The sequence below is a fragment of the Xanthomonas sp. LF06-19 genome, assembly GCF_034105425.1.
In the GTDB taxonomy this organism is placed as follows: Bacteria; Pseudomonadota; Gammaproteobacteria; order Xanthomonadales; family Xanthomonadaceae; genus Xanthomonas_A; species Xanthomonas_A sontii.
Window position 1 is genome coordinate 721655 of the sequence record NZ_JAXGGH010000001.1, and the last position, 20717, is coordinate 742371.

Consider the following 20717-nt stretch of genomic DNA (forward strand, 5'->3'; position numbering starts at 1 on the left):
TCCGTTCGCCTGCCCGACACCCGCATTTCGGCGAGTGTTGTTGTTTGGAAGCTGGGAATGGGGAATCGGGAGTGGGGAATCGCAACAGCGCGTCTCCAGCCCGGGACCTTTCCTCAGCGGAATTGCAAAAAAACCACGCCTATCTACCTTCTCTCACCGCTCTCCACCGATCTCACCGCACTGCCTTTGCTTTTGCTCTTACCCATTCCCAATTCCCGATTCACCCTTCCCGGCCCTCAAAACTCGCCGCGATACCAATTCTTCAATTTCTTGAACAAGCTGCCGGCGCGGCCGGTCGGCAGCGACGGGCGGCGCGGGTGTTCGATCTGGCTGCCCATCAGCAGCAGGCCCACGCCGGTGGCGTGCACCGGGTTGCCGACGACTTCGCCCAGGCCGGTGACGTGCTGGGGAATGCCCACGCGCACCGGCATCTGCACCATTTCCTCGGCCAGTTCGACCACGCCTTCCATCTTCGAGGCGCCGCCGGTCAGCACCATGCCGGCGCGCACCAGTTCCTCGAAGCCGGAGCGGCGCAATTCCGCCTGCACCATCTCGAAGATTTCCTCGTAGCGGCCCTGCACCGCCTGCGCCAGCGAATGGCGCGGCATGCGCCGCGGCGGACGGTCGCCGACGCTGGGCACCTGGATGCTTTCTTCCGCGGTGGCCAGCTGCGCCAGCGCGCAGGCGTAGCGCACCTTGATCTGCTCGGCTTCCGGGGTCGGCGTGCGCAGCATGTGTGCGATGTCGTTGGTGACGTGGTCGCCGGCGATCGGCAGCGAGGCGGTGTGGCAGATCGCGCCCTGCACGAACACCGCCAGATCGGTCGTGCCGGCGCCCATGTCCACCAACACCACGCCCAGCTCGCGCTCGTCGGCGGTCAGCACCGCCACCGAGGACGCCAGCGAGGACAGGATCAGGTCGTCCACCTGCAGGCCGCAGCGCTGCACGCACTTGCTGATGTTGGCCGCTGCCGACTGCGCGCACACCACCAAGTGCGCGTGCACCTCCAGGCGCACGCCGGTCATGCCGACCGGGTTGCGGATGCCTTCCTGCGAATCGTCCAGCACGTACTCGCGCGGGATCGCGTGGAGGATGCGCTGGTCGGCCGGGATCGCCACCGCCTTGGCCGCTTCCAGCACGCGGTCCAGGTCATTCCAGGTCACCTCGCCGTCGCGGATCGGCACGATGCCCGGCGAGTTCTTGCACTGCACGTGGTTGCCGGAGATCGACGCGTACACCGAGCGGATCTCGCAGCCGGCCATCAGCTCGGCTTCCTCGATCGCGCGCTGGATCGACTGCACGGTGGATTCGATGTCCACCACCACGCCGCGCTTGAGCCCGCGCGATTCGTGCGAACCGATGCCGATCACCTCGATCGGGTTGCCGGGCGAGTATTCGCCGACCAGCGCGACGACCTTGGAGGTGCCGATGTCCAGTCCAACGATGAGGGATTTGTCGCCTTTGCGGTTCATGTCTTGGAGCCGGGAATAGAGAATCGGGAATGGGGAAGGGAGAAGAGCGGGCTCTCGCGATGGGATGGAGGGTCGGCCAGTGCCGCGTGCCGCGCGGGCTGGGCCGGCGCCGCGGGCTTCTTCTCCTTGCCCGGCTCCTTACTCGGCTCTTTGCTCTCGGGTACCCATGCCACGGTGAATCCGTTGGTGTAGCGAAGATCGGCGCGCGCCAGCGGCGGCTGGCCCGGCTGCAGCAATTGCGGCAGCACGCGGGCGAAGCGCTCCAGGCGCGCGCGCGCGTCGTCGCGGCCGACCACCACCTGCACGCCGTTGCCCAGCGCCAGCGACCAGCTGCCGCGCGCGTCCAGGGCCACGCCCTGCACCGGCAGGCCGACCGGGGCGAACAGTGCGCGCGAGGTGTTGTACAGCGCGACCACGTCGGCGGCCTTGGCGTCGGGGCCGGCCAGGTGCGGCAGGGCCACGTCGCGCAGTTCGTTGGGCAGGGCGAAGATGCGGCCCTGCTCGGAGAGCATGCGGTCCGCACCCCAGCGCGCGAACGGGCGGTGTTCGACGACGCGCACTTCCAGCACGTCCGGCCAGCGCTTGCGCACGCGCGCACTCTCCACCCACGGCAAGCGCTCGATCGCGTCCTGCGCATCCTGCAGGCGCACCGCGAAGAAGCCACGGCGGGCATACGGCAGCACCACCTGGCGCAACTGCTCGGCGGACACGCGCTTGAAATCGCCGCTCACCTGCAACCGGCTCAGCGGCCAGCGCTCGGCCCCGACCCAGCCGTTGAGCACGGCCACGATCGGCAGCGCGACCAGGGCCAGCGCCAGCAACCAGGCGAGGATGCGCAGGGAGGCGTTCATGCGCGCACCTTCGGGTGCGCGGGAATGGGGAATCGGGAATGGGGAATGGGGAAGGCACAAGCGGCCGCGCACGCGGCACCGCTCTTGCCCATTCCCGATTCCCGATTTCCGATTCCCAGCGTCACAGCGTCTGCTCCAGGATGCGCCAGCACAGGCCGGCGAAATCCACACCGAGCTGCGCCGCGGCCTTGGGCACCAGCGAGTGGCTGGTCATGCCCGGGGCGGTGTTGACCTCGATCAGTTGCAGGCCGCGCACGCGGTCGCGCATCACGTCCACGCGGCCCCAGCCGCTGCAGCCGGCGGCGGCGAAGGCCTGCAGCGCGAGCTGGCGGATCTCGGTCTCGTCTTCGCCCTGCATGCCCGGACACAGGTACTGGGTGTCCTCGGCGATGTACTTGGCGTGGTAGTCGTACCAGTCGCCGGCGGGGACGATGCGGATCGACGGCAGCGCGACATCGCCGAGAATGCCGACGGTGTACTCCTCGCCCTGCACCATCTGCTCCATCAGCAGTTCGCCGCGGTAGTCGGCGGCGAAGGCGCGCACCGGCGCGAAATCGGCCTCGGACAGCACGCGGAACACGCCGACGCTGGAGCCTTCGCAGGCCGGCTTGACGAACAGCGGGTAGCCCAGCGCGGCGGCGGCCGCGGCCAGGTCGGCCTGGGCGTCGATGCGGGCGAAGCCCGGGGTCGGCAGGCCGGCGGCGATCCACACCTGCTTGGTGCGGATCTTGTCCAGGGTCAGCGCGCTGCCGAGCACGTCGGGGCCGGTGAACGGCACCTGCAACGCGCGCAGCAGGCCCTGCAGCACGCCGTTCTCGCCGTCGCCGCCGTGCAGGATGTTGAACACGCGATCGACTTCGCCGGCGCGGATGCGCTCGAGCAAGGCGGGAATGCCATCCACCGGCTGCGCGTCGACGCCGCGGCTGCGCAGCGCCTCGAGCACGTTGGCGCCGGAGTTCAGCGACACCTCGCGCTCGCTGGACGTGCCGCCGAGCAATACGGCGACGCGGCCGAACGCGGCCGGATCGGTGACGCGCGGCGGCGGCAGGGTCTGCGCGCTCATGCGTCCGCTCCGCCGGCGAAGCCGTGCTGGGCGATGTGCTGGGCGACGTAGCCGATGTCGCCCGCACCCATCATCAGCAGCAGGTCGCCGTCCTGCAGCACGTCCGGCAGCACGCTGTCGAGTTCGCCGACCTGGCCGACCACCACCGGCTCGCTGCGGCCGCGTGCGCGGATCGCGCGCGCCAGCGAACGCGCGTCTGCGCCCGGGATCGGCGCCTCGCCGGCCGGGTAGACCTCGCTGAGCACCAGCGCGTCGACTTCCGACAGCACCGCGGCGAACGCGTCGAACTGGTCGCGGGTGCGGCTGTAGCGATGCGGCTGGAACGCGACCACCAGGCGCTTGTCCGGCCAGCCGCCGCGGGCGGCGGCGAACACCGCGGCCAACTCGCGCGGGTGGTGGCCGTAGTCGTCGACCACGCGCACGCGCGCGCCGCCGGCGGTGGTCACTTCGCCCAGGTCGTTGAAGCGGCGGCCGATGCCGGCGAAGCTCTGCAGCGCGCTGGCGATCGCCTCCGGCGCCACGCCCAGCTGCCAGCCGATGGCGGCGGCGGCCAGCGCGTTGAGCACGTTGTGGCGGCCCGGCAGCGCCAGGGTCACCGGGATGCTGCTGCCTTCGGGCAGGCGCAGGGTGAAGCGCATGCGCGGGCCGTCCTGCACCACGTCCTCGGCGCGCACGTCGGCGTTCTCGCTGAGACCGTAGCTCATCACGTGGCGCGGGGTCTTCGCCGCCAGCGCGGCCACTTCCGGATCGTCGATGCACAGCACCGCCAGGCCGTAGAACGGCAGGCGCTGCAGGAACTCGGCGAACGCCGCCTGGACCCGGGCGAAGTCGTTGCCGTAGTTCTCCAGGTGATCGGCATCGATGTTGGTGATGACCGAGATCAGCGGGTTCAGGCGCAGGAAGCTGCCGTCGCTCTCGTCGGCCTCGGCCACCAGCCACTGGCCGCCGCCGAGCTTGGCGTTGGCGCCAGCGGCGAGCAGCTGGCCGCCGATCACGAAGGTCGGGTCCAGCCCGCCTTCGCTGAGCACCGCCGCGGCCAGGCTGGTGGTGGTGGTCTTGCCGTGGGTGCCGGCCACCGCGATGCCGCGGCGGAAGCGCATCAGTTCGGCCAGCATCGCCGCGCGCGGCATGATCGGAATGCGCTGGCTGCGCGCTTCCATCAGTTCCGGATTGTCCTCGCGGATCGCGCTGGACACCACCACGCAGTCGGTGCCGAGCACGTTGGCGGCCGAGTGCCCGCGCATCACCCGCGCACCGAGCTTGACCAGGCGCCGGGTCGCCGCGTTGTCGGCGTTGTCCGAGCCGGAGACCTCATAGCCCAGCGTCAGCATGACCTCGGCGATGCCGCTCATGCCGGTGCCGCCGATGCCGACGAAATGCACGCGCGGGAACGCGCGGACCAGATCGCCGGTGTCGTGGAGGCGGCGGATCATTGCTGGCCTCCTGCGGAGGCGGGAATGGGGAAACGGGAATCGGGAATTGGAAGAAGCGCGGCGGCTGCAGCGATCCGTGCCTGTCGCGTGTTCGTGTCTGCGTGTGTCACTGCGTGATTCTGCCCTTGATTGTGCTTGTACCCATTCCCCATTCCCGGTTCTCCATTCCCGGCTTCTTCCAAAACGATGTCCGCAATCCGCTCGGCCGCATCCGGCTTGGCCAGCTGGCGCGCGGCCTCGGCCATCGCCAGGCGCTGCGCCGGCTGCGCCATCAGGTCGCGCAGCACGCGCTGCAGGTGGCCGGCCAGGGCGTCGTCCTGCTTCAGCAGCACGGCGGCGCCGCGTTCGACCAGGTATTCGGCGTTGCGGGTCTGGTGGTCGTCGACGGCGGCGGCGAACGGCACCAGCACGCTGCCGATGCCGACCGCGCACAGTTCGGCCAGGGTCGAGGCGCCGGCGCGGCACACCACCAGGTCGGCCCAGGCATAGGCGGCGGCCATGTCGCCGATGAAGGCTTCAACGCTGGCTTCGACGCCGGCGTCGGCGTAGGCGCGCGCGGCTTCCTCGCGCAGCGCTTCGCCGCACTGGTGGCGCACTTCCACGGTCACGCCGAGCGCGGCCAGCGCCTGCGGCAGCGCCTGGTTGAGTACGCGCGCGCCCTGGCTGCCGCCCAGCACCAGCAGCCGCGGCGCGCCGTGGCGCCCCGCCAGGCGCTGCGCCGGCGGCGCCAGCGCAGCGATCTCGGCACGCACCGGGTTGCCCACCGCTTCCTCGCGCGTGGCGAAGCTGCCGGGGAAGCCGGTCAGCACGCGCCGCGCGACCCGCGCCAGCACCTTGTTGGTCAGGCCCGGCGCGCGGTTCTGTTCGTGCACCAGCAGCGGCAGCTTGAGCAGGCGCGCGGCCAGGCCGCCGGGACCGGCCGCGAAGCCGCCGAAGCTGATCACCGCACGCGGCGCCCGCCGGCGCAGCACGAAGCCGGCGGCGCGCACCGCACGCATCACCCGCACCGGCGCGCCGAACAGGGCCAGCGCGCCCTTGCCGCGCAGCCCACCGATCTCGATGGTGTCCAGCTCGATGCCGTGTTCCGGCACCAGCCGCGTTTCCATGCGCCCGGCCGCGCCCAGCCACACCACCGGCACGCCGCGCGCGCGGAGCACCTTGGCCACGGCCAGCGCGGGGAAGATGTGCCCGCCGGTGCCGCCGGCGAGGATCATCACCGGACGATCGCCCTGCACCGCGCTCATCCGAGCCTCCCGAAGGTGGGTTCGACGCGCGGCTGCATGCGGCTGGTGCCGCGCCCCGGGGCGCCGCCCTGGATCGCCGCGGCGACCGCGCTGGCGCTGGCCTCGCGCGCGGCGTGCAGGTCTTCGGCGTTGTCGACGGTGTGCTTGACCGGCATCGCCGCGTCGCTGCGCACCAGCGCCACCTGGCGCTCGGCGCGGTTGAGTTCGTAGGACACGCGCAGCAGCAGGCCCATCGCCATGCAGGTCATCAGCACGCTGGAGCCGCCGGAGGAGATCAACGGCAGGGTCAGGCCCTTGGTCGGCAGGATGCCCAGGTTCACGCCGACCGAGACGAAGCTCTGCAGGCTGATCCACAGGCCGATGCCGAAGGCGATGTAGCCGGAGAAGTGGCGCTTCATTTCCACGCAACGCATGCCCAGCCAGAACGCGCGTCCGACCAGCAGCGCGTACAGGGAAATGATCAGGCACACGCCGACGAAGCCCAGTTCCTCGGCGATGACCGAGAAGATGAAGTCGGTGTGCGCTTCCGGCAGGTAGTTGAGCTTCTGCACCGAGCCGCCCAGGCCGACCCCGAACAATTCGCCGCGGCCCACCGCCATCAGCGCGTTGGACAGCTGGTAGCCGGAGCCGAGCTGGTCGGCCCACGGATCCAGGAAGGAGGTGATGCGGCGCAGGCGGTACGGCTCGAGGATCGCGATGAAGGCGAACACCGGCAGGCCGATCACGATCGGCATCGACATGCGCGGCAGATTCACCCCGCCCAGCACCAGCATGCCGGCGGTGATCGCCAGCAGCAGCGTGGAGGAACCGAAGTCCGGCTGCAGCAGCAGCAGGCCGACCAATGCCACCGCCACGCCCAGCGGCTTGAGCATCGCCGGCCAGGTCGCGTTGACCTCGTCGCGGAAACGCACCAGGTAGCTGGACAGCCACACGATGTACAGCACCTTCACCGCTTCCACGGTCTGGAAACGCGAGATGCCCAGGTTGATCCAGCGCCGCGCACCGTTGACGGTGCTGCCCAGGCCCGGCACGAACACCACCAGCAGCAGGCCGAAACAGGCCAGCAGCAGCAACTGGTTGTACTGCTCGATGTTCTTCAGCTCGGTGCGCATCGCCCAGATCGCCAGGCCGACACCGCCGGCCAGGAACAGCAGGTGGCGGCTCAGGTAGTAGAACGGGCTGGTGGTCAGCTCGATCGAGCTGGAGCCGACCATGACCACGCCCAGCGACGCCAGCGCCACCGCGGCGCCGAGCAGCCACGGGTCGTAGCGGCCACCGATGGCCTCCAGGCGGGTCGCTTGGCGGGCGGGGTCGTTCATCAGCGCACCTTCAACGTGGCCAGGCCGACCAGCACCAGCACCACCGAAATGATCCAGAAGCGCACGATCACCCGCGGCTCCGGCCAGCCCTTCAGTTCGAAGTGGTGGTGGATCGGCGCCATGCGGAACACGCGCTTGCCGGTGAGCTTGAACGAGGCGACCTGGATCATCACCGACAGCGTCTCGATGACGAACACGCCGCCCATGATCACCAGCACCAGTTCCTGGCGCACGATCACCGCGATGGTGCCCAGCACCGCGCCCAGCGCCAGCGCGCCGATGTCGCCCATGAACACCATCGCCGGGTAGGTGTTGAACCACAGGAAGCCCAGGCCCGCGCCGGCGATCGCCGCGCAGATGATGATCAGTTCGCCGGCGCCGGGGATGGTCGGGATCTTCAGGTAGGCCGAGAACACCGCGTTGCCCGAGGCATAGGCGAACACGCCCAGCGCGCAGGCCACCAGCACCGTCGGCATGATCGCCAGGCCGTCCAGGCCGTCGGTCAGGTTGACCGCGTTGGAGAAGCCGACGATCCAGAAGTAGGCGATGGCCACGAAGCTGATCCCGGCCAGCGGCAGCGCGATCGACTTGAACATCGGGATGTAGAAGGTGATCGCCGCCGGTACGTCGGCGGTGTAGTAAAGGAACAGGCCCGCGGCCAGGCCGAAGATCGACTGCAGCAGGTACTTCCAGCGCGACTTCAGCCCGTTCGGGTCGCGGCGCACGATCTTGATCCAGTCGTCGTACCAGCCGATCACGCCGAACGCCAGCATCACCGCCAGCACCAGCCACACGTAGCGGTTGCGCAGGTCGCCCCACAGCAGGACTGACAGCAGCACGGTGAGCAGGATCAGCGAGCCGCCCATGGTCGGGGTGCCGGCCTTGGAGAAGTGGGTCTGCGGGCCGTCCTGGCGGATCGGCTGGCCGCCCTTGAACTGCGCCAGCTTGCGGATCACCGCCGGGCCCAGCCACAGCGACAGGAACAGCGAGGTCAGCGCCGCGAGGATGCCGCGGAAGGTCAGATAGCCGAACAGCCCGAACATGCTTTCGAGCTGCTGCAGCCAGCGGGCGAGTTCAAGCAGCATGCGGCGCCTCCTGTGCCTGGTTCAGCAGCGCACGCACCACGGTGTCCATGGCGCTGCCGCGCGAGCCCTTGATCAGGAGCGTGGCCGGGACCCGGGACCCGGGACCCGGGACCCGTGGGAGCGCGCCATCGGACGGCGCGCTGGTGTTCTCATGCATCTGCTTCACTTCCTGCTCTTGATCCTGCTCTTGCCGATTCCCGGCTCCCGATTCCCGATTCCCGGCCACCGCGGCCAGATCGCGCTGCAGCGCCTCGATCAGCGCCGCATGGCTGTCGAAGACGCGGCCGTTCTCGCCGAACGCCTGCGCGGCGTGGGCGCTGAGCGGGCCGAGCGCGTACAGCCGGGTCAGCCCGGCATCGCGCGCGCGGCGCCCGCCGCTGGCATGCAGCGCCTCGGCGCCGGCGCCGAGTTCGCGCATGTCGCCCAGCACCAGCCAGCGCTCGCCGCCGGCCGCGGCCAGGGCGTCGATCGCCGCAGCCAGCGAGCCGGGGTTGGCGTTGTAGCTGTCGTCGATCAGCACCGCGCCGTTGGGCAGCGTGTGGGTGATCTGCCGGCCCGGCACCGGCTGCACCTGCGCCAGGCCGGCGACGATACGCGCCGGCGCCACGTCCAGTGCCAGCGCCAGCGCGGCGGCGGCCAGGGCGTTCTGCAGGTTGTGCCGGCCCGGCAACGGCAGCGTCGCCTCGACGTCGCCGCGCGGGGTGGTCAGCACGAACTGGGTGCGGTCGGCGGCCATGCGGATCTGCGCGGCACCAACCTCGGCGCCCGGCTGCAGGCCGAAGCGCAGCACCTGCGGCCGCGCCTCGCCGGTCGCCAGGCGCTGCTCGAACCACAGGCCGAAGGCGTCGTCGGCATTGATCACCGCGGTGCCGTCGGCCGGCAGCGCGGTGTAGATCGCGCCCTTGGTCTGCGCCACGCCGAGCAGGCTGCCCATGCGCTCCAGGTGCGCGGCGGCGATGTTGTTGACCAGCGACACCTGCGGCGGCGCGATGTCGGTGAGATAGGCGATGTCGCCCGGCTTGCCGGCGCCCATCTCGTAGATCGCGTAGTCGGCGTCGTCCGGCGCCTCGATCACCGCCAGCGGCAGGCCGATCTCGTTGTTGCGGTTGCCGGGATTGGCGTAGACGCTGCCGCCGTCGATGCGGCAGGCATGCTGCAGGATCGCCAGCAGCAGCGCCTTGACGCTGGTCTTGCCGTTGCTGCCGGTGATCGCGGCCACGCGGGTGGCGCGGCCGCGCTGCATGCCGGCGGCGATCCGCGCCAGCGCCAGTTGGGTGTCGGCGACGACGATCTGCGGCAGTTCGATCTGCGGCTGCACGCGCTCCACCAGCAGCGCGCTGGCGCCGCGCGTTGCGGCGTCGGCGACGAAGGCGTGGCCATCGAAACGCTCGCCGCGCAGCGCCACGTACAGGCTGCCGGCGGCCAGGCTGCGGGTGTCGTGACTGATCGCATCGATCGCCACGTCGTCGCCGTGCAGCTCGGCGCCGGCCCAGTGCGCGATCATCGACAACGGCAGGCGCTTCATCGGGCCGCCTCCGCCGCATGCGCGCGCAGGGCCTGCGCGGCGACCTCGGTGTCGTCGAACGGATGGCGCACGCCGGCGATCTCCTGGTACGGCTCGTGGCCCTTGCCGGCGATCAGCACGATATCCTCGGCGCCGGCATCGGCGACCGCCATGGCGATCGCCTGCGCGCGGTCGCGCTGCACCTGCACCGCCTGCATGCCGTCGAAGCCGGCCAGGATGTCGGCGACGATACGGTCGCCGTCCTCGCCACGCGGGTTGTCGTCGGTGACCACCACGCGCTCGGCCAGGCGCTGCGCGATCTCCGCCATCTGCGGGCGCTTGCCGGTGTCGCGCTCGCCACCGCAGCCGAACACGCAGGTGATGCGGCCCTGTGCGTGCGCGCGCAGGCTCTGCAGCGCCTGTTCCAGCGCGTCCGGGGTGTGTGCGTAGTCGACCACCACCAACGGCTGCGCGCCGTTGCCGCCGAGCCGGTTCATGCGCCCGCGGATCGGCTGCAGCTGCGCCAGGGTGGCGGCGATGCGCACCGGCGCCACGTCCAGCGCATGCAGCGCGCCGGCCACGGCCAGCAGGTTGTCGACGTTGAAACGGCCCAGCAACGGCGACTGCAGCGGATGCCGCTCCTCGCCGATCGCCAGGGTGAAGCCGATGCCGCGCGCGTCCAGGCGCAGCGCCTCGGCGCGCACCTCGGCGCCGTCCTGGCCGCGCGAGCTGACCGCGATGCGGCGCAGCGCCGGATCCAGCTTGGCCAGCAGTTCGCGGCCGAACGCATCGTCCAGGTTGACCACCGCCGACTTCAGCCCCGGCGTGGCGAACAGGCGCGCCTTGGCGGCGCCGTAACTGGCCATGTCGCCGTGATAGTCGAGATGGTCGCGGGTGAGATTGGTGAACACCGCCACGTCGAAATGCACTGCGTCCACGCGGCCCTGGTCGAGCGCGTGCGAGCTGACTTCCATCGCCACCGCCTGCGCGCCGGCGTCGCGCAGCTGCGCCAGCAGCGCGTGCAGCGGCAACACCAGCGGCGTGGTGAAGCCGGTCGGCTGCACCTGCCCGTACAGGCCGGCGCCGAGGGTGCCGATGCTGCCGCTGCGCGTGCCCAGCAGGTGCCAGGCCTGCGTCAGCAGTTGCACGGTGGAGGTCTTGCCGTTGGTGCCGGTGACCCCGACCATGGTCATCGTCTGCGACGGATGGCCGTGGAACTGGTCGGCCATCGCGCCCATGCGCGCGCGCAGGCCCGGCACCGCGATCGCGTCGGCCGGCGCCGGCAGTTCGGCCGGGGCCGGCGGGTCGTACAGCACCGCGACCGCGCCGTTGGCGCGCGCCTGCTCGACGAAGCCCAGGCCATGCGCGCCGAAGCCGGCGATCGCCACGAAGGCATCGCCCGGGCGCACCGCGCGGCTGTCCATGACCAGCCCGGACACCTGCACGTCATGCGCCAGCGCCACGCCCGGCAGCAGTTGCGACAGCGACATCGCGCGGGTCACTGGCGGGTCTCCTGCAGCGGAGCCGGCAACGCGGCCGGCGCCGGCGGCGCCACCGCACGCGCGCTGGGCAGCGCGGCATCGACCTCGGCGGCGGCGTCGGGCACGGTGGCCGGATCCGGCTCCACCGGCGCCGGCGGCGGCGCATGGCCGCTCTTGCCGGCAGCCTGCGCGGCCAGCCACGACTGGATGTCGTCCGGCGGCACGTCCATCAGCCGCAGCGCGCCTTCCATCACGTTGTGGAACACCGGCGCCGAGACCAGGCCGCCGTAGTACTTGGCGCCCTGCGGGTCGTTGATGACGATGACCGTGGCGAAGCGCGGATTGCTCGCCGGCACCAGGCCCGCGAACAGCGCGTTGTAGTGGCCGCGCTCGTAGCCGCCGGGGCCGGCCTTGCGCGCGGTGCCGGTCTTGCCGGCGACGTGGTAGCCCAGGATCGCCGCGCCCTTGGCGCCGCCCTGGGTGACCACCGTCTCCATCATCGCTACCACTTCCTTGGAGATCGCCGGGTCCAGCACCTGCTTGCTGTCCTCGTGCTGGCCCTTGACGAAAGTCGGGGTGACCAGGCGCCCGCCGTTGCCCAGCGCGCAGTAGGCGCGGGCGATCTGCAGCGGCGTCACCGACAGGCCGTAGCCGTAGGACATGGTGGTCTTGGACGAGCCGCTCCAGCGCGCCGGCGACGGGAACACGCCGGCCGATTCGCCGGGGAAGCCGCTGTGCGGGGAGCTGCCGTAGCCGTAGCTGTGGACCTGGTCGTAGAAGGTCTGGTCCGGCAGCTTGGCCGCGATCTTCGCCGCGCCGATGTTGGAGCTGCGGGTGATCACCCCGGTCACGGTCAGCACGCCGTTGTTGCGCGGCACGTCCTTGATGGTGAAGCGGCCCACCGACATGTAGCCGGGGTTGGTGTCGATCAGCGTGTCCTTGGTCACCACCCCGGCCTTGAGCGCGGTGGAGATGGTCAGCGGCTTCATCGTCGAGCCCGGCTCGACCAGATCGGTGACCGCGCGGTTGCGGCGCACGTCCGGGTTGACCCCGTTGACCGCATTGGGGTTGTAGGTCGGCAGGTTGACCATGGCCAGGATCTCGCCGGTGGCCACGTCCATGATCACGATCGAGCCGCCGGCGGCCTTGTTCTCGACCAGCGCGTTGCGCAGTTCCTTGTAGGCCAGGAACTGGATGCGGCGGTCGATGCTCAGGGTCAGGTCCTTGCCCGGCTGCGCCGGCTTGACCAGGTCGATGCTCTCGACGATCGCGCCCTTGCGGTCGCGGATCACGCGCTTGGCGCCCGGCTTGCCGCGCAGCCAGGAATCGAACGCCAGCTCCAGCCCTTCCTGGCCGCGGTCGTCGATGTTGGTGAAGCCCAGCACGTGCGCCATCGCTTCGCCCTGCGGGTAGAAGCGGCGGAATTCGCGCTGCGAGAACACGCCGGGGATGCCCAGCGCGACCACCGCATGCGCCTTGTCCGGATTGATCCGGCGCTTGAGGTACATGAACTCCTTGTCCGCCTTCTGCGACAGCTTGGCGGTGAGTTCGTCGACCGGCAGCTCCAGCGCCTGCGCCAGTTGCGGGATGCGGTCCGGGCTGCGCAGCAGTTCCTGCGGGTTGACCCAGATCGACTCCACCGGCGTGGACACCGCCAGCGGCTCGCCGTTGCGGTCGGTGATCATGCCGCGCGAGGTGGCGATCGGCAGTTCGCGCAGGTAGCGCGCTTCGCCCTGGCGTTGGTAGAAGTCGCTGTTGATCAACTGCACGTAGGCCGCGCGGCCGATCAGGGTCACCGAGCACAGGCCCAGCGCGGCGCCGACCAGCACCAGGCGGCCGCGCAGGTTGAAGTTGCTGCGGGGGCGATTGCGGCCGCTCTTGTTCACGGACGCACCACCACGATGTCGCCGGTCTCGGGGAACTTCATCCCCAGCCGCTCGCGCGCGACCTGGTCGACGCGATTGCTCTCCGCCCAGGTCGCCTGCTCCAACTGCAGCCGGCCGAACTCGATGTTCAGCTCGTCGCGGTTGTGCTCCAGCCGCGACAGCTCCACGAACAACTGTCGATGGCGATGGCGCATGTACACCACCCCGATCGCCGAAGCGATGGTGCAGGCGAGCAGCACGATCAGCAGAAGCCGGCTCATGGGGCGCTCCTGTGGAGCGCGCCATGCGCCGGCGGGAATGGGGAAACGGGAATGGGGAATGGCGAAGAGCCGGTCGACCGCACACGGAAACCTTCCGTCCCGGGAAGCGCGCTCTTGCTTTCGCCTTTCCCGATTCCCAATTCCCGACTCCCGATTCCCAGCTTCTCCGCCACCCGCAACACCGCGCTGCGCGCGCGCGGGTTCACCGCCAGTTCGTCGGCGTCGGCCTTGATCGCGCCGCCGTGCAGGCGCAGGGTCGGCACGAAGGTCGTGGCCTCCGGCAGGCGGCGGTTGCTCGGCGGGGCCTTGGCGTGGCGCTGCATGAACTGCTTGACGATGCGGTCTTCCAGCGAGTGGAAGCTGATCACCGCCAGGCGGCCGCCGGGCTTGAGCCGGGCCAGCGCGGCGTCCAGGCCGGTTTCCAGATCGGCCAGTTCGCGATTGATGTGGATGCGGATGGCCTGGAAGCTGCGCGTAGCCGGATGGGTCTTGCTGTCGCCGCGCGGCATCACGCTGGCGATCAGCTCGGCCAGTTCGGCGGTGCGGGTCAGCGGCTGCTTCTCGCGGCGGGCGACGATGGCGCGGGCGATGCGCCGGCTCTGCCGCTCTTCGCCGTAGGTCCACAGCACGTCGGCGATCTCGCGCTCCTCGGCGCGCGCCAGCCACTGCGCGGCGCTCTCGCCAGCGTCCGGGTCCATGCGCATGTCCAGCGGGCCGTCCTTGCCGAAGGAGAAGCCGCGCGCGGCCACGTCCAGCTGCGGCGAGGACACGCCGAGGTCGAACAGCACGCCATCCAGGGCGGTGGCGGCGTCCCACTGGCCCAGCTCGGCGAAGCTGCCGCGATAGATGGACACGCGCGCGTCGCCGCCAAACGCATGTTCGGCTTCGGCGATCGCCTCGGGATCCTTGTCCATCACCAGCAGCCGGCCTCCTGGGCCGAGTTTGTGCAGCACCCCGCGCGCGTGTCCGCCACGCCCAAACGTGCCATCCAGATAGATTCCGTTTTCGATCACCTGCAGCCCGTCCAGGACCTGCGCGAACAACACCGGCACATGCGCCGCCGATGGTTGCGACACCGGGAGGTGACCGGCCTGCGCCTGTCCGCGCATCCGGACACCCCGACTCACAACTTCAGATCGAGCAATCCATCGCCCAGATCCTCGTCAGACAACGTCTGCTGGATCAGTGCGCGATGAGCCTGCTCGCTCCACAGTTCGAACTTGTCGCCCATGCCCAACAGCACGGCGCGCTTTTCAATGCCCACCGCGGCGCGATGGCTCGGCGGAATGGTGATGCGGGCGTTGGCATCCAGCTCCAGCGCGGCCGACGAACCCACCAGCTTCTGCTGCAGGACCCGCACCACGCGCTGGGTGTTGGGCTTGGCCATGACGTCGTCACGGACCCGCTCCCACTCCTTCTCCGCATACAGCCACAGGCAGCCGGCCTCGAACGGGTTGTAGGTCAGCACCAGCCGATTGCCGCTCACGCGCGCGACGAGGTCGCGGTACGCGGTGGGAACCGCCATACGCCCCTTGTCGTCCACAGTGATTGCGGTCTCGCCCTGAAACACGACGCCTGCACCTTTCCGAATCCGCCTGGGCGGTCATTGAACCACGAAAAACCACAAAAAACCCGGTTTCCCCTCAAGTGCCCACCTTAGCAGCGCGCAACGGGTTGTCAACAACTTTGCGAGCGGTAAATCGCTAGCGGGATCAATGGTTTGCAACGATCTTTAGAGACTTGTTCAAGGCTTATCCACAAGTTACTGTTTCGTCTCAAATTTTGAGATTGAACGGAAATTCAGGCCTGTGTACGCGGCGTTAAGGCGGTCGTCACCGGCCGTCGACATGGCGCCCGGGCTCGCGCCGCGTTGCGCAAGCGCGCACACTGGCGGGCATGTGTCTGGTCGTTCTCGCGCACGCTGCGCACCCGCGATGGCGCTTGCTGCTGGTCGGCAACCGCGACGAATTCCACGCCCGCCCGACCGCGCCGCTGCAGCGCTGGCCGGCCCCGGCGCAGCGCCTGCTGGCTGGGCGCGACCTGCGCTCCGGCGGCACCTGGGTGGGGCTGGACACCGCCGGCCGCTGCGCCGTGGTCACCAACGTGCGCGATCCGCTGGCGTCGATGTCCGGCGCCTCGCGCGGCGCCCTGATCGCCGACTACCTGACCGGCGCCGAGCCGGCCGACGCCTTCGCCGACGCGCTGGCGGCGCGCGCCGACGCCTACCCGCCGTTCAACCTGCTGCTGGCCGATGCCGCCGGCGCCGCCTACGTGGGCAACCACCCGCCCGGCCGCAGCGCCCTGGCGCCCGGCGTGCACGGCATGTCCAACGGCGCGCTGGACGCGCCCTGGCCCAAGACCCTGCGCCTGCGCGCGTCCGTGACCGCCTGGATCGCCGCCGGCGACGACGACCTGGCGCCGCTGTGGCGGGCGCTGGCCGACGAGACCCTGGCCGACCCGGCCGACCTGCCCGACACCGGGGTCGGCCCGGACCTGGAACGGCGGCTGTCGCCGGCCTTCATCCGCGGCCACGACTACGGCACACGTGCCAGCACCATCGTCGCCGTGGACGCCGCCGGCCACGGCTGGATCCATGAGCGCCGGTTCGGCCCGGACGGGGTGATCCTGGGGGAGACGCGGCTGGAGAACCAGGACTCGTGACCCTGGATTCGGGAAGTATGGGGTCAGGCGCGAAATCGCTGTCAGCGACCTAAAGCGGCGATTTTTGTGGGAGGGACTTCAGTCCCGACGGGCTTTACCGGTAGAGCCCGTCGGGACTGAAGTCCCTCCCACAGTGCAATCGAAACCTGCACTCGCGGAAAATCCCGAATCCCGGGTCCCGTCTTAACATGCGACAATGCCCGCGGCGGAGCCGGCCAGACAGTCGCGTCATCCAATCGCATTTCGGTGCGGCGGGATGCCGAGGAAAGTCCGGGCTCCATAGGGCAAGGTGCCAGGTAACGCCTGGGCGGCGCGAGCCGACGGACTAGTGCAACAGAAAGATACCGCCTACGTCTGCGCAAGCAGGCCGGTAAGGGTGAAATGGTGCGGTAAGAGCGCACCGCGAGTCCGGTAACGGACCGGCACGGCAAACCCCACCTGGAGCAAGACCAAATAGGGACCTCATGGCGCGGCCCGCGTCGGGTCCGGGTAGGTTGCTTGAGCGTACCGGTGACGGTGCGCCTAGAAGAATGACTGTCCACGACAGAACCCGGCTTATCGGCCGGCTCCGCCACTTTTTTCAGAACGCCGAAAACTCCAAACCTTCACTGAGGGCGCGGAGCGCCAGGCGTTGATGCCCCCCCCCTTCTGGCCTCTGACCCGCTGCGAACAGGATCCTTCTTGCGAAAGTGCAATCATTGCACTATGTTCCGCACATGCCGACGATCGTCCGTTTCGCCAACAGCGTTGTCACGATGTATGCGGCCGACCATCTGCCGCCTCACTTCCATGTGCGTACCCGAGATGGTCGGGAAGCGCTGATCGTCATCGACACCTGGCAGTTCTGTCCGGCCGCCTGAGCCGACGCGAATTGAGCGCCGCGCTTGAATGGGCCGCGGCGAACAAAGCCACCCTCATCGCCCGATGGCAGGAATTGAATCCATGAACCAACCTCAATTCGTCATTACCAAGGTGAAGGCTGTCGCGGCGCGCGAACTTGCACTGACCTTTGCCGACGGCTTCACTTGCACCGTCGACCTCAGCGAGGTCTTGGCCTCGCATCCTTCCCTGAAAAAGGCACGGCTGCCGCACGTTTTCCATAGGGTCTCGCTCGACGAATGGCAGCGCGGCGTCATCTTCGACGGCAACGACGAGTTGGCGCTCGCCAGCGACAACCTGCGCGCACTCGCGATCGAGCAAGCCGGTGACTATTCCCACCAGCAGATCATCGCCTGGATGCATCGCCACGACATGACGTTGGATTCAGCCGCCGAAGCATTGGGCTTGAGCCGGCGCATGCTCGCCTACTACCGCAGCGGCGAAAAGCCCGTCCCCAAGAGCATTGGCTTGGCGATGCTGGGATGGGAGGCCGAACAGGCAGGGTTTGATTATTCGAAAGTCGCCTGAGAACGCAGTCGCCAAAGACGACTGGCCGGCGATCGCATTGCCGCAGGGCGTTATCGCCCCCTCAACCGCCGTAAAGCGCCTTGCGCGACGCACCGGTCAGTTCGGCGGCCAGCTTGGCGGCGGTGGACGGCGGCAGGTGCTCGCTGAGCTTGGCGTAGACGCGGCGACCCTCGGCCAGCTGCGCATCGGCGTCGTCGCCGGCGCCCTGCACCATCAGCACGAACTCGCCCTTGCGCTGGTTGTCGTCGGCCTCGACCCGGGCGTGCAGGTCGGCCAGGGTGCCGTCGAGCACGGTCTCGAACAGCTTGGTCAGTTCGCGTGCCATCACCGCCGGGCGGGCATCGCCGAAGGCGGCGCGGCAGTCGGCCAGGGACTCGGCGATGCGGTGCGAGGCTTCGTAGAACACCAGGGTGCGCGGCTCGCCGGCCAACCGCGCCAGGCGCTCGCGGCGCGCCGAGGCCTTGGCCGGCAGGAAGCCCTCGAAGGCGAAGCGGTCGCTGGGCAGGCCGGCCACGCTGAGCGCGGCGATCGCCGCGCAGGCGCCGGGCACCGGGCTGACCCGCACCCCGGCCGCGCGCGCCGCGCGCACCAGGCGGTAGCCGGGGTCGCTGACCAGCGGGGTGCCGGCGTCGCTGACCAGGGCCAGCGACTGGCCCTCCAGCAGGCGCGCGACGATGCGCTGGGACAACGCATCCTCGTTGTGTTCGTGCAGCGCCAGCAGCGGCCGCTCGATGCCGAAGTGAGCCAGCAGCTGGCCGCTGCGGCGGGTGTCCTCGGCGCAGATCGCCGCCACCGTGCGCAGCGTCTCCTGGGCGCGCGGCGTCAGGTCGGCGAGGTTGCCGATCGGCGTGGCGACGACGTGCAGGGTTCCGGGCTGGGCGCTCATCTACGGGCTTTCCATGGTCAAGGGTAGAATCGTAGCGGTTTTCCCCGGCGCGCCTGGCGTGCCCAGCCGAATGGACCAGAAATGAACAAGCGATTCGCAAGGATTTCCGCCCTGTCGCTGCTGGCGCTGCTCGTCGCCGGCTGCGCCACCACCAGCGTGACGCCGAGCGCTTCGCCGGCCCAATCGGCCGCGCTGGCGCTGCTGGATCAGGGCAAGCCGAAGGACGCGGCGCAGCAGCTCGAGGCGCAGGCCGCCGGCGCCACCGGCAGCGCCCGCAACCAGTTGCTGGGCGACGCCGCCTTCGCCTGGTACGAGGCCGGCGATACCGCCCGTGCGCGCAGCCTGCTGGCGCAGGTGCAGCCACGGCAGTTGCCGCCACTGAGCAAGGTGCGGGTGGCGCTGGTCGAGGCCGAGCTGGCCCTGGCCGACCGCCAGCCGGCCAAGGCGCTGCAGGCGCTGGGCAGCGATCCGCAGGCGGTGCCGCAGAACCTGCGTGCGCGCTGGCACCTGGCCCGTGCACAGGCGCTGGAAGGCACCGGCGACGCCACCGCGGCGCTGGACGAGCGCGCCCGCGCCGACAACGGCCTCAGCGGCCAGGCGCGCAGCGACAACCAGCGCGCCATCGTGCGCCAGCTGGCCACGCTCAACGACGCCACCCTGCAGGCGCTCGCCGCCGCGCTGCCGGCCGGCGACCCGCTGTACAACTTCGTCGGCCGCGCGCTGCTGAGCCGCGGTCTGGCGCTGCCGCGTCCGTTCGACCGCGGCGAGCAGTGGGGCTTCGACACCAGCAAGCGGCCGCCGGCCGAACGCGACGGCTATCGCCCGCCGGCCAAGCTGGCGGTGCTGCTGCCGCTGAGCGGCAGCCTGGCCACCGCTGCGGCGCCGGTGCGCGACGGTCTGCTTGCCGGCTACTACGGCGAGACCCGGCGGCGTCCTGCGATCGACTTCATCGACACCACCGGCACCCCGGCCGGTGCACTGGCCGCCTATCAGAAGGCGGTCGACGGCGGCGCCGATTTCGTGGTGGGCCCGCTCGGCCGCGACGAGGTCACCGCGCTGTTCGGGCGCGACGCGTTGCCGGTGCCGGTGCTGGCGCTGAACCGCGGCACCCACGCGCCGCCGGGCGGCAGCGCCGGCTTCTCGCTGGCGCCGGAAGACGACGGCATCGCCGCCGCCGAGTACCTGCTGGCGCACGAACGCCGCAATACGCTGGTGATCGGCAGCAACGACGACACCGGCCGCCGTGCGGTGGCCGCGTTCCGCGACCGCTTCAGCGAGCGCGGCGGCAAGGTCGCCGGCAGCGTCAGCGTGGCCGACACCCCGGGCGACATCGGCGCGCAGCTGCGCAACGCCGGCGCCGCCGATTCGGTGCTGCTGGCGGTCAAGGGCAATACCGCCCGCGCGCTGGCGCCGCAGCTGGCGCTGGCCGGTTTCGCCGGCAAGACCCGGGTGGCCACCTCGCAGCTGGTGCTGGGCACCGGCAAGCCCGAGGACGACCTGGTGCTGGACGGCATCGTCTACCCGAGCGAGCTGTGGAACGTGCGCGGCGTCGGCGGCCTGCCGGCGGCGACCAGCGTGGCCGACATGCTGCCGACCGCGCGCGGCCCGGCCGGGCGGCTGTTCGCGTTCGGCTACGACGCCTGGCAGATCACCGCGTACCTGGAGAAGCTGGCGACCGGCAAGGACAGCGGCCTGCGCGGCGCCACCGGCGTGCTGCACCTGGACGGCTTCGGCAACATCGTGCGCACCCCGGCCTGGTCCACCTTCAGCGGCGGGCGCCCGACCCCGCTGCCCGATGGAAACTGAGCGGCGCCGACGCGGCAATGCGGTGGAAGCGGCGGCGCGCGCCGAACTGGAGCGCGCCGGCCTGCGCCTGATCGCCGCCAACGTCGCCTTCCGCGGCGGCGAGCTGGACCTGGTGATGCAGCAGGCGCAGAGCCTGGTGTTCGTCGAAGTACGCTACCGGCGCAGCGCCGCGTTCGGCGGCGGCGCGGCCTCGGTCGATCTGCGCAAGCGCCGCCGCCTGCTGCTGGCGGCGCAGCTGTTCCTGGCCGCGCATCCGCAGTACGCCAACTGGCCGTGCCGCTTCGACGTGGTCGAGGCCGAGGGCGATCCGCCGCGGCTGACCTGGTTGCGCGACGCCTTCCGCGCCGAGGATTGCTGAG

19 protein-coding genes and 1 other RNA gene are annotated in these 20717 nt (G+C 70.3%); 6 read left to right on the top strand and 14 right to left on the bottom strand.

The features are described from left to right. Positions 1-236 precede the first annotated feature (236 nt). The 13 genes from ftsA to mraZ all read right to left on the bottom strand — a co-directional run bounded on the left by ftsA (position 237) and on the right by mraZ (position 15168). Positions 237-1472, bottom strand: a complete 1236-nt coding sequence (gene ftsA / locus SLW55_RS03280) for a cell division protein FtsA (RefSeq protein WP_010340121.1) — start codon at positions 1470-1472, stop codon at positions 237-239. After that, on the bottom strand, positions 1469-2323 hold the full coding sequence (locus SLW55_RS03285; RefSeq protein WP_017912956.1) for a cell division protein FtsQ/DivIB: 855 nt from the start codon (positions 2321-2323) through the stop codon (positions 1469-1471). Before SLW55_RS03285 ends, ftsA begins: the two co-directional genes overlap by 4 nt. Before the next feature lie 121 nt (positions 2324-2444). Continuing rightward, a complete protein-coding gene (locus SLW55_RS03290; protein WP_320744563.1) occupies positions 2445-3386 on the bottom strand; it encodes a D-alanine--D-alanine ligase in 942 nt (313 codons plus the stop codon). Then, on the bottom strand, positions 3383-4819 hold the full coding sequence (gene murC, locus SLW55_RS03295) for a UDP-N-acetylmuramate--L-alanine ligase (protein WP_010340124.1): 1437 nt from the start codon (positions 4817-4819) through the stop codon (positions 3383-3385). Before murC ends, SLW55_RS03290 begins: the two co-directional genes overlap by 4 nt. After that, entirely contained in the window at positions 4816-6063 is a 1248-nt protein-coding gene (murG, locus tag SLW55_RS03300) for an undecaprenyldiphospho-muramoylpentapeptide beta-N-acetylglucosaminyltransferase (protein ID WP_267085440.1), read from the bottom strand. Before murG ends, murC begins: the two co-directional genes overlap by 4 nt. Then, positions 6060-7382: a putative lipid II flippase FtsW gene (gene ftsW / locus SLW55_RS03305; protein ID WP_295965429.1), complete on the bottom strand. Its 1323-nt coding sequence runs from the start codon at positions 7380-7382 to the stop codon at positions 6060-6062. Before ftsW ends, murG begins: the two co-directional genes overlap by 4 nt. Beyond that, positions 7382-8467 carry a phospho-N-acetylmuramoyl-pentapeptide-transferase gene (gene mraY, locus SLW55_RS03310; RefSeq protein ID WP_010344435.1) on the bottom strand — a complete coding sequence of 362 codons (1086 nt, stop codon included), beginning with the start codon at positions 8465-8467 and terminating at the stop codon, positions 7382-7384. The genes ftsW and mraY overlap by 1 nt, the downstream gene beginning before the upstream one ends. Next, positions 8457-9992, bottom strand: coding sequence for a UDP-N-acetylmuramoyl-tripeptide--D-alanyl-D-alanine ligase (murF, locus tag SLW55_RS03315; protein WP_320744565.1), 1536 nt, complete (start codon positions 9990-9992; stop codon positions 8457-8459). The genes mraY and murF overlap by 11 nt, the downstream gene beginning before the upstream one ends. Then, positions 9989-11473: a UDP-N-acetylmuramoyl-L-alanyl-D-glutamate--2,6-diaminopimelate ligase gene (locus SLW55_RS03320; protein WP_320744566.1), complete on the bottom strand. Its 1485-nt coding sequence runs from the start codon at positions 11471-11473 to the stop codon at positions 9989-9991. The genes murF and SLW55_RS03320 overlap by 4 nt, the downstream gene beginning before the upstream one ends. Then, positions 11470-13338: a penicillin-binding transpeptidase domain-containing protein gene (locus tag SLW55_RS03325; protein ID WP_043093186.1), complete on the bottom strand. Its 1869-nt coding sequence runs from the start codon at positions 13336-13338 to the stop codon at positions 11470-11472. Before SLW55_RS03325 ends, SLW55_RS03320 begins: the two co-directional genes overlap by 4 nt. Beyond that, complete coding sequence (gene ftsL / locus SLW55_RS03330) at positions 13335-13598, bottom strand: cell division protein FtsL (protein WP_009576670.1); 264 nt, start codon at positions 13596-13598, stop codon at positions 13335-13337. The genes SLW55_RS03325 and ftsL overlap by 4 nt, the downstream gene beginning before the upstream one ends. Next, on the bottom strand, positions 13595-14707 hold the full coding sequence (gene rsmH / locus SLW55_RS03335) for a 16S rRNA (cytosine(1402)-N(4))-methyltransferase RsmH (protein ID WP_320744644.1): 1113 nt from the start codon (positions 14705-14707) through the stop codon (positions 13595-13597). The genes ftsL and rsmH overlap by 4 nt, the downstream gene beginning before the upstream one ends. Positions 14708-14721: 14 nt before the next feature. After that, positions 14722-15168: a division/cell wall cluster transcriptional repressor MraZ gene (gene mraZ, locus SLW55_RS03340; RefSeq protein WP_026144304.1), complete on the bottom strand. Its 447-nt coding sequence runs from the start codon at positions 15166-15168 to the stop codon at positions 14722-14724. A gap of 326 nt (positions 15169-15494) precedes the next feature. Between mraZ and SLW55_RS03345 the strand changes: the two genes are divergently transcribed. From SLW55_RS03345 to SLW55_RS03360, 4 genes are all read left to right on the top strand, one after another. Next, positions 15495-16259: an NRDE family protein gene (locus SLW55_RS03345; protein WP_320744567.1), complete on the top strand. Its 765-nt coding sequence runs from the start codon at positions 15495-15497 to the stop codon at positions 16257-16259. A 207-nt stretch (positions 16260-16466) separates the two neighbouring features. Further along, positions 16467-16833, top strand: an RNA gene (gene rnpB / locus SLW55_RS03350) — RNase P RNA component class A. Positions 16834-16975: 142 nt separating this feature from the next. Further along, the gene (locus tag SLW55_RS03355; RefSeq protein WP_226978434.1) at positions 16976-17119 is read left to right on the top strand and encodes a DUF4160 domain-containing protein; all 144 of its coding nucleotides are present in this window, start codon (positions 16976-16978) and stop codon (positions 17117-17119) included. A gap of 82 nt (positions 17120-17201) precedes the next feature. Next, positions 17202-17666, top strand: a complete 465-nt coding sequence (locus SLW55_RS03360) for a DUF2442 domain-containing protein (protein ID WP_152235543.1) — start codon at positions 17202-17204, stop codon at positions 17664-17666. A 61-nt stretch (positions 17667-17727) separates the two neighbouring features. Here the strand turns inward: SLW55_RS03360 and rsmI are convergent, their stop codons facing one another. Further along, entirely contained in the window at positions 17728-18552 is an 825-nt protein-coding gene (rsmI, locus tag SLW55_RS03365; RefSeq protein ID WP_320739606.1) for a 16S rRNA (cytidine(1402)-2'-O)-methyltransferase, read from the bottom strand. Between the two features lie 81 nt (positions 18553-18633). On the opposite strand from rsmI, the gene SLW55_RS03370 reads away from it, so the two are divergent. Beyond that, positions 18634-20358: a penicillin-binding protein activator gene (locus SLW55_RS03370; RefSeq protein ID WP_320744569.1), complete on the top strand. Its 1725-nt coding sequence runs from the start codon at positions 18634-18636 to the stop codon at positions 20356-20358. Beyond that, positions 20348-20716, top strand: coding sequence for a YraN family protein (locus SLW55_RS03375; protein WP_026143653.1), 369 nt, complete (start codon positions 20348-20350; stop codon positions 20714-20716). The genes SLW55_RS03370 and SLW55_RS03375 overlap by 11 nt, the downstream gene beginning before the upstream one ends. Position 20717: the final 1 nt, after the last annotated feature.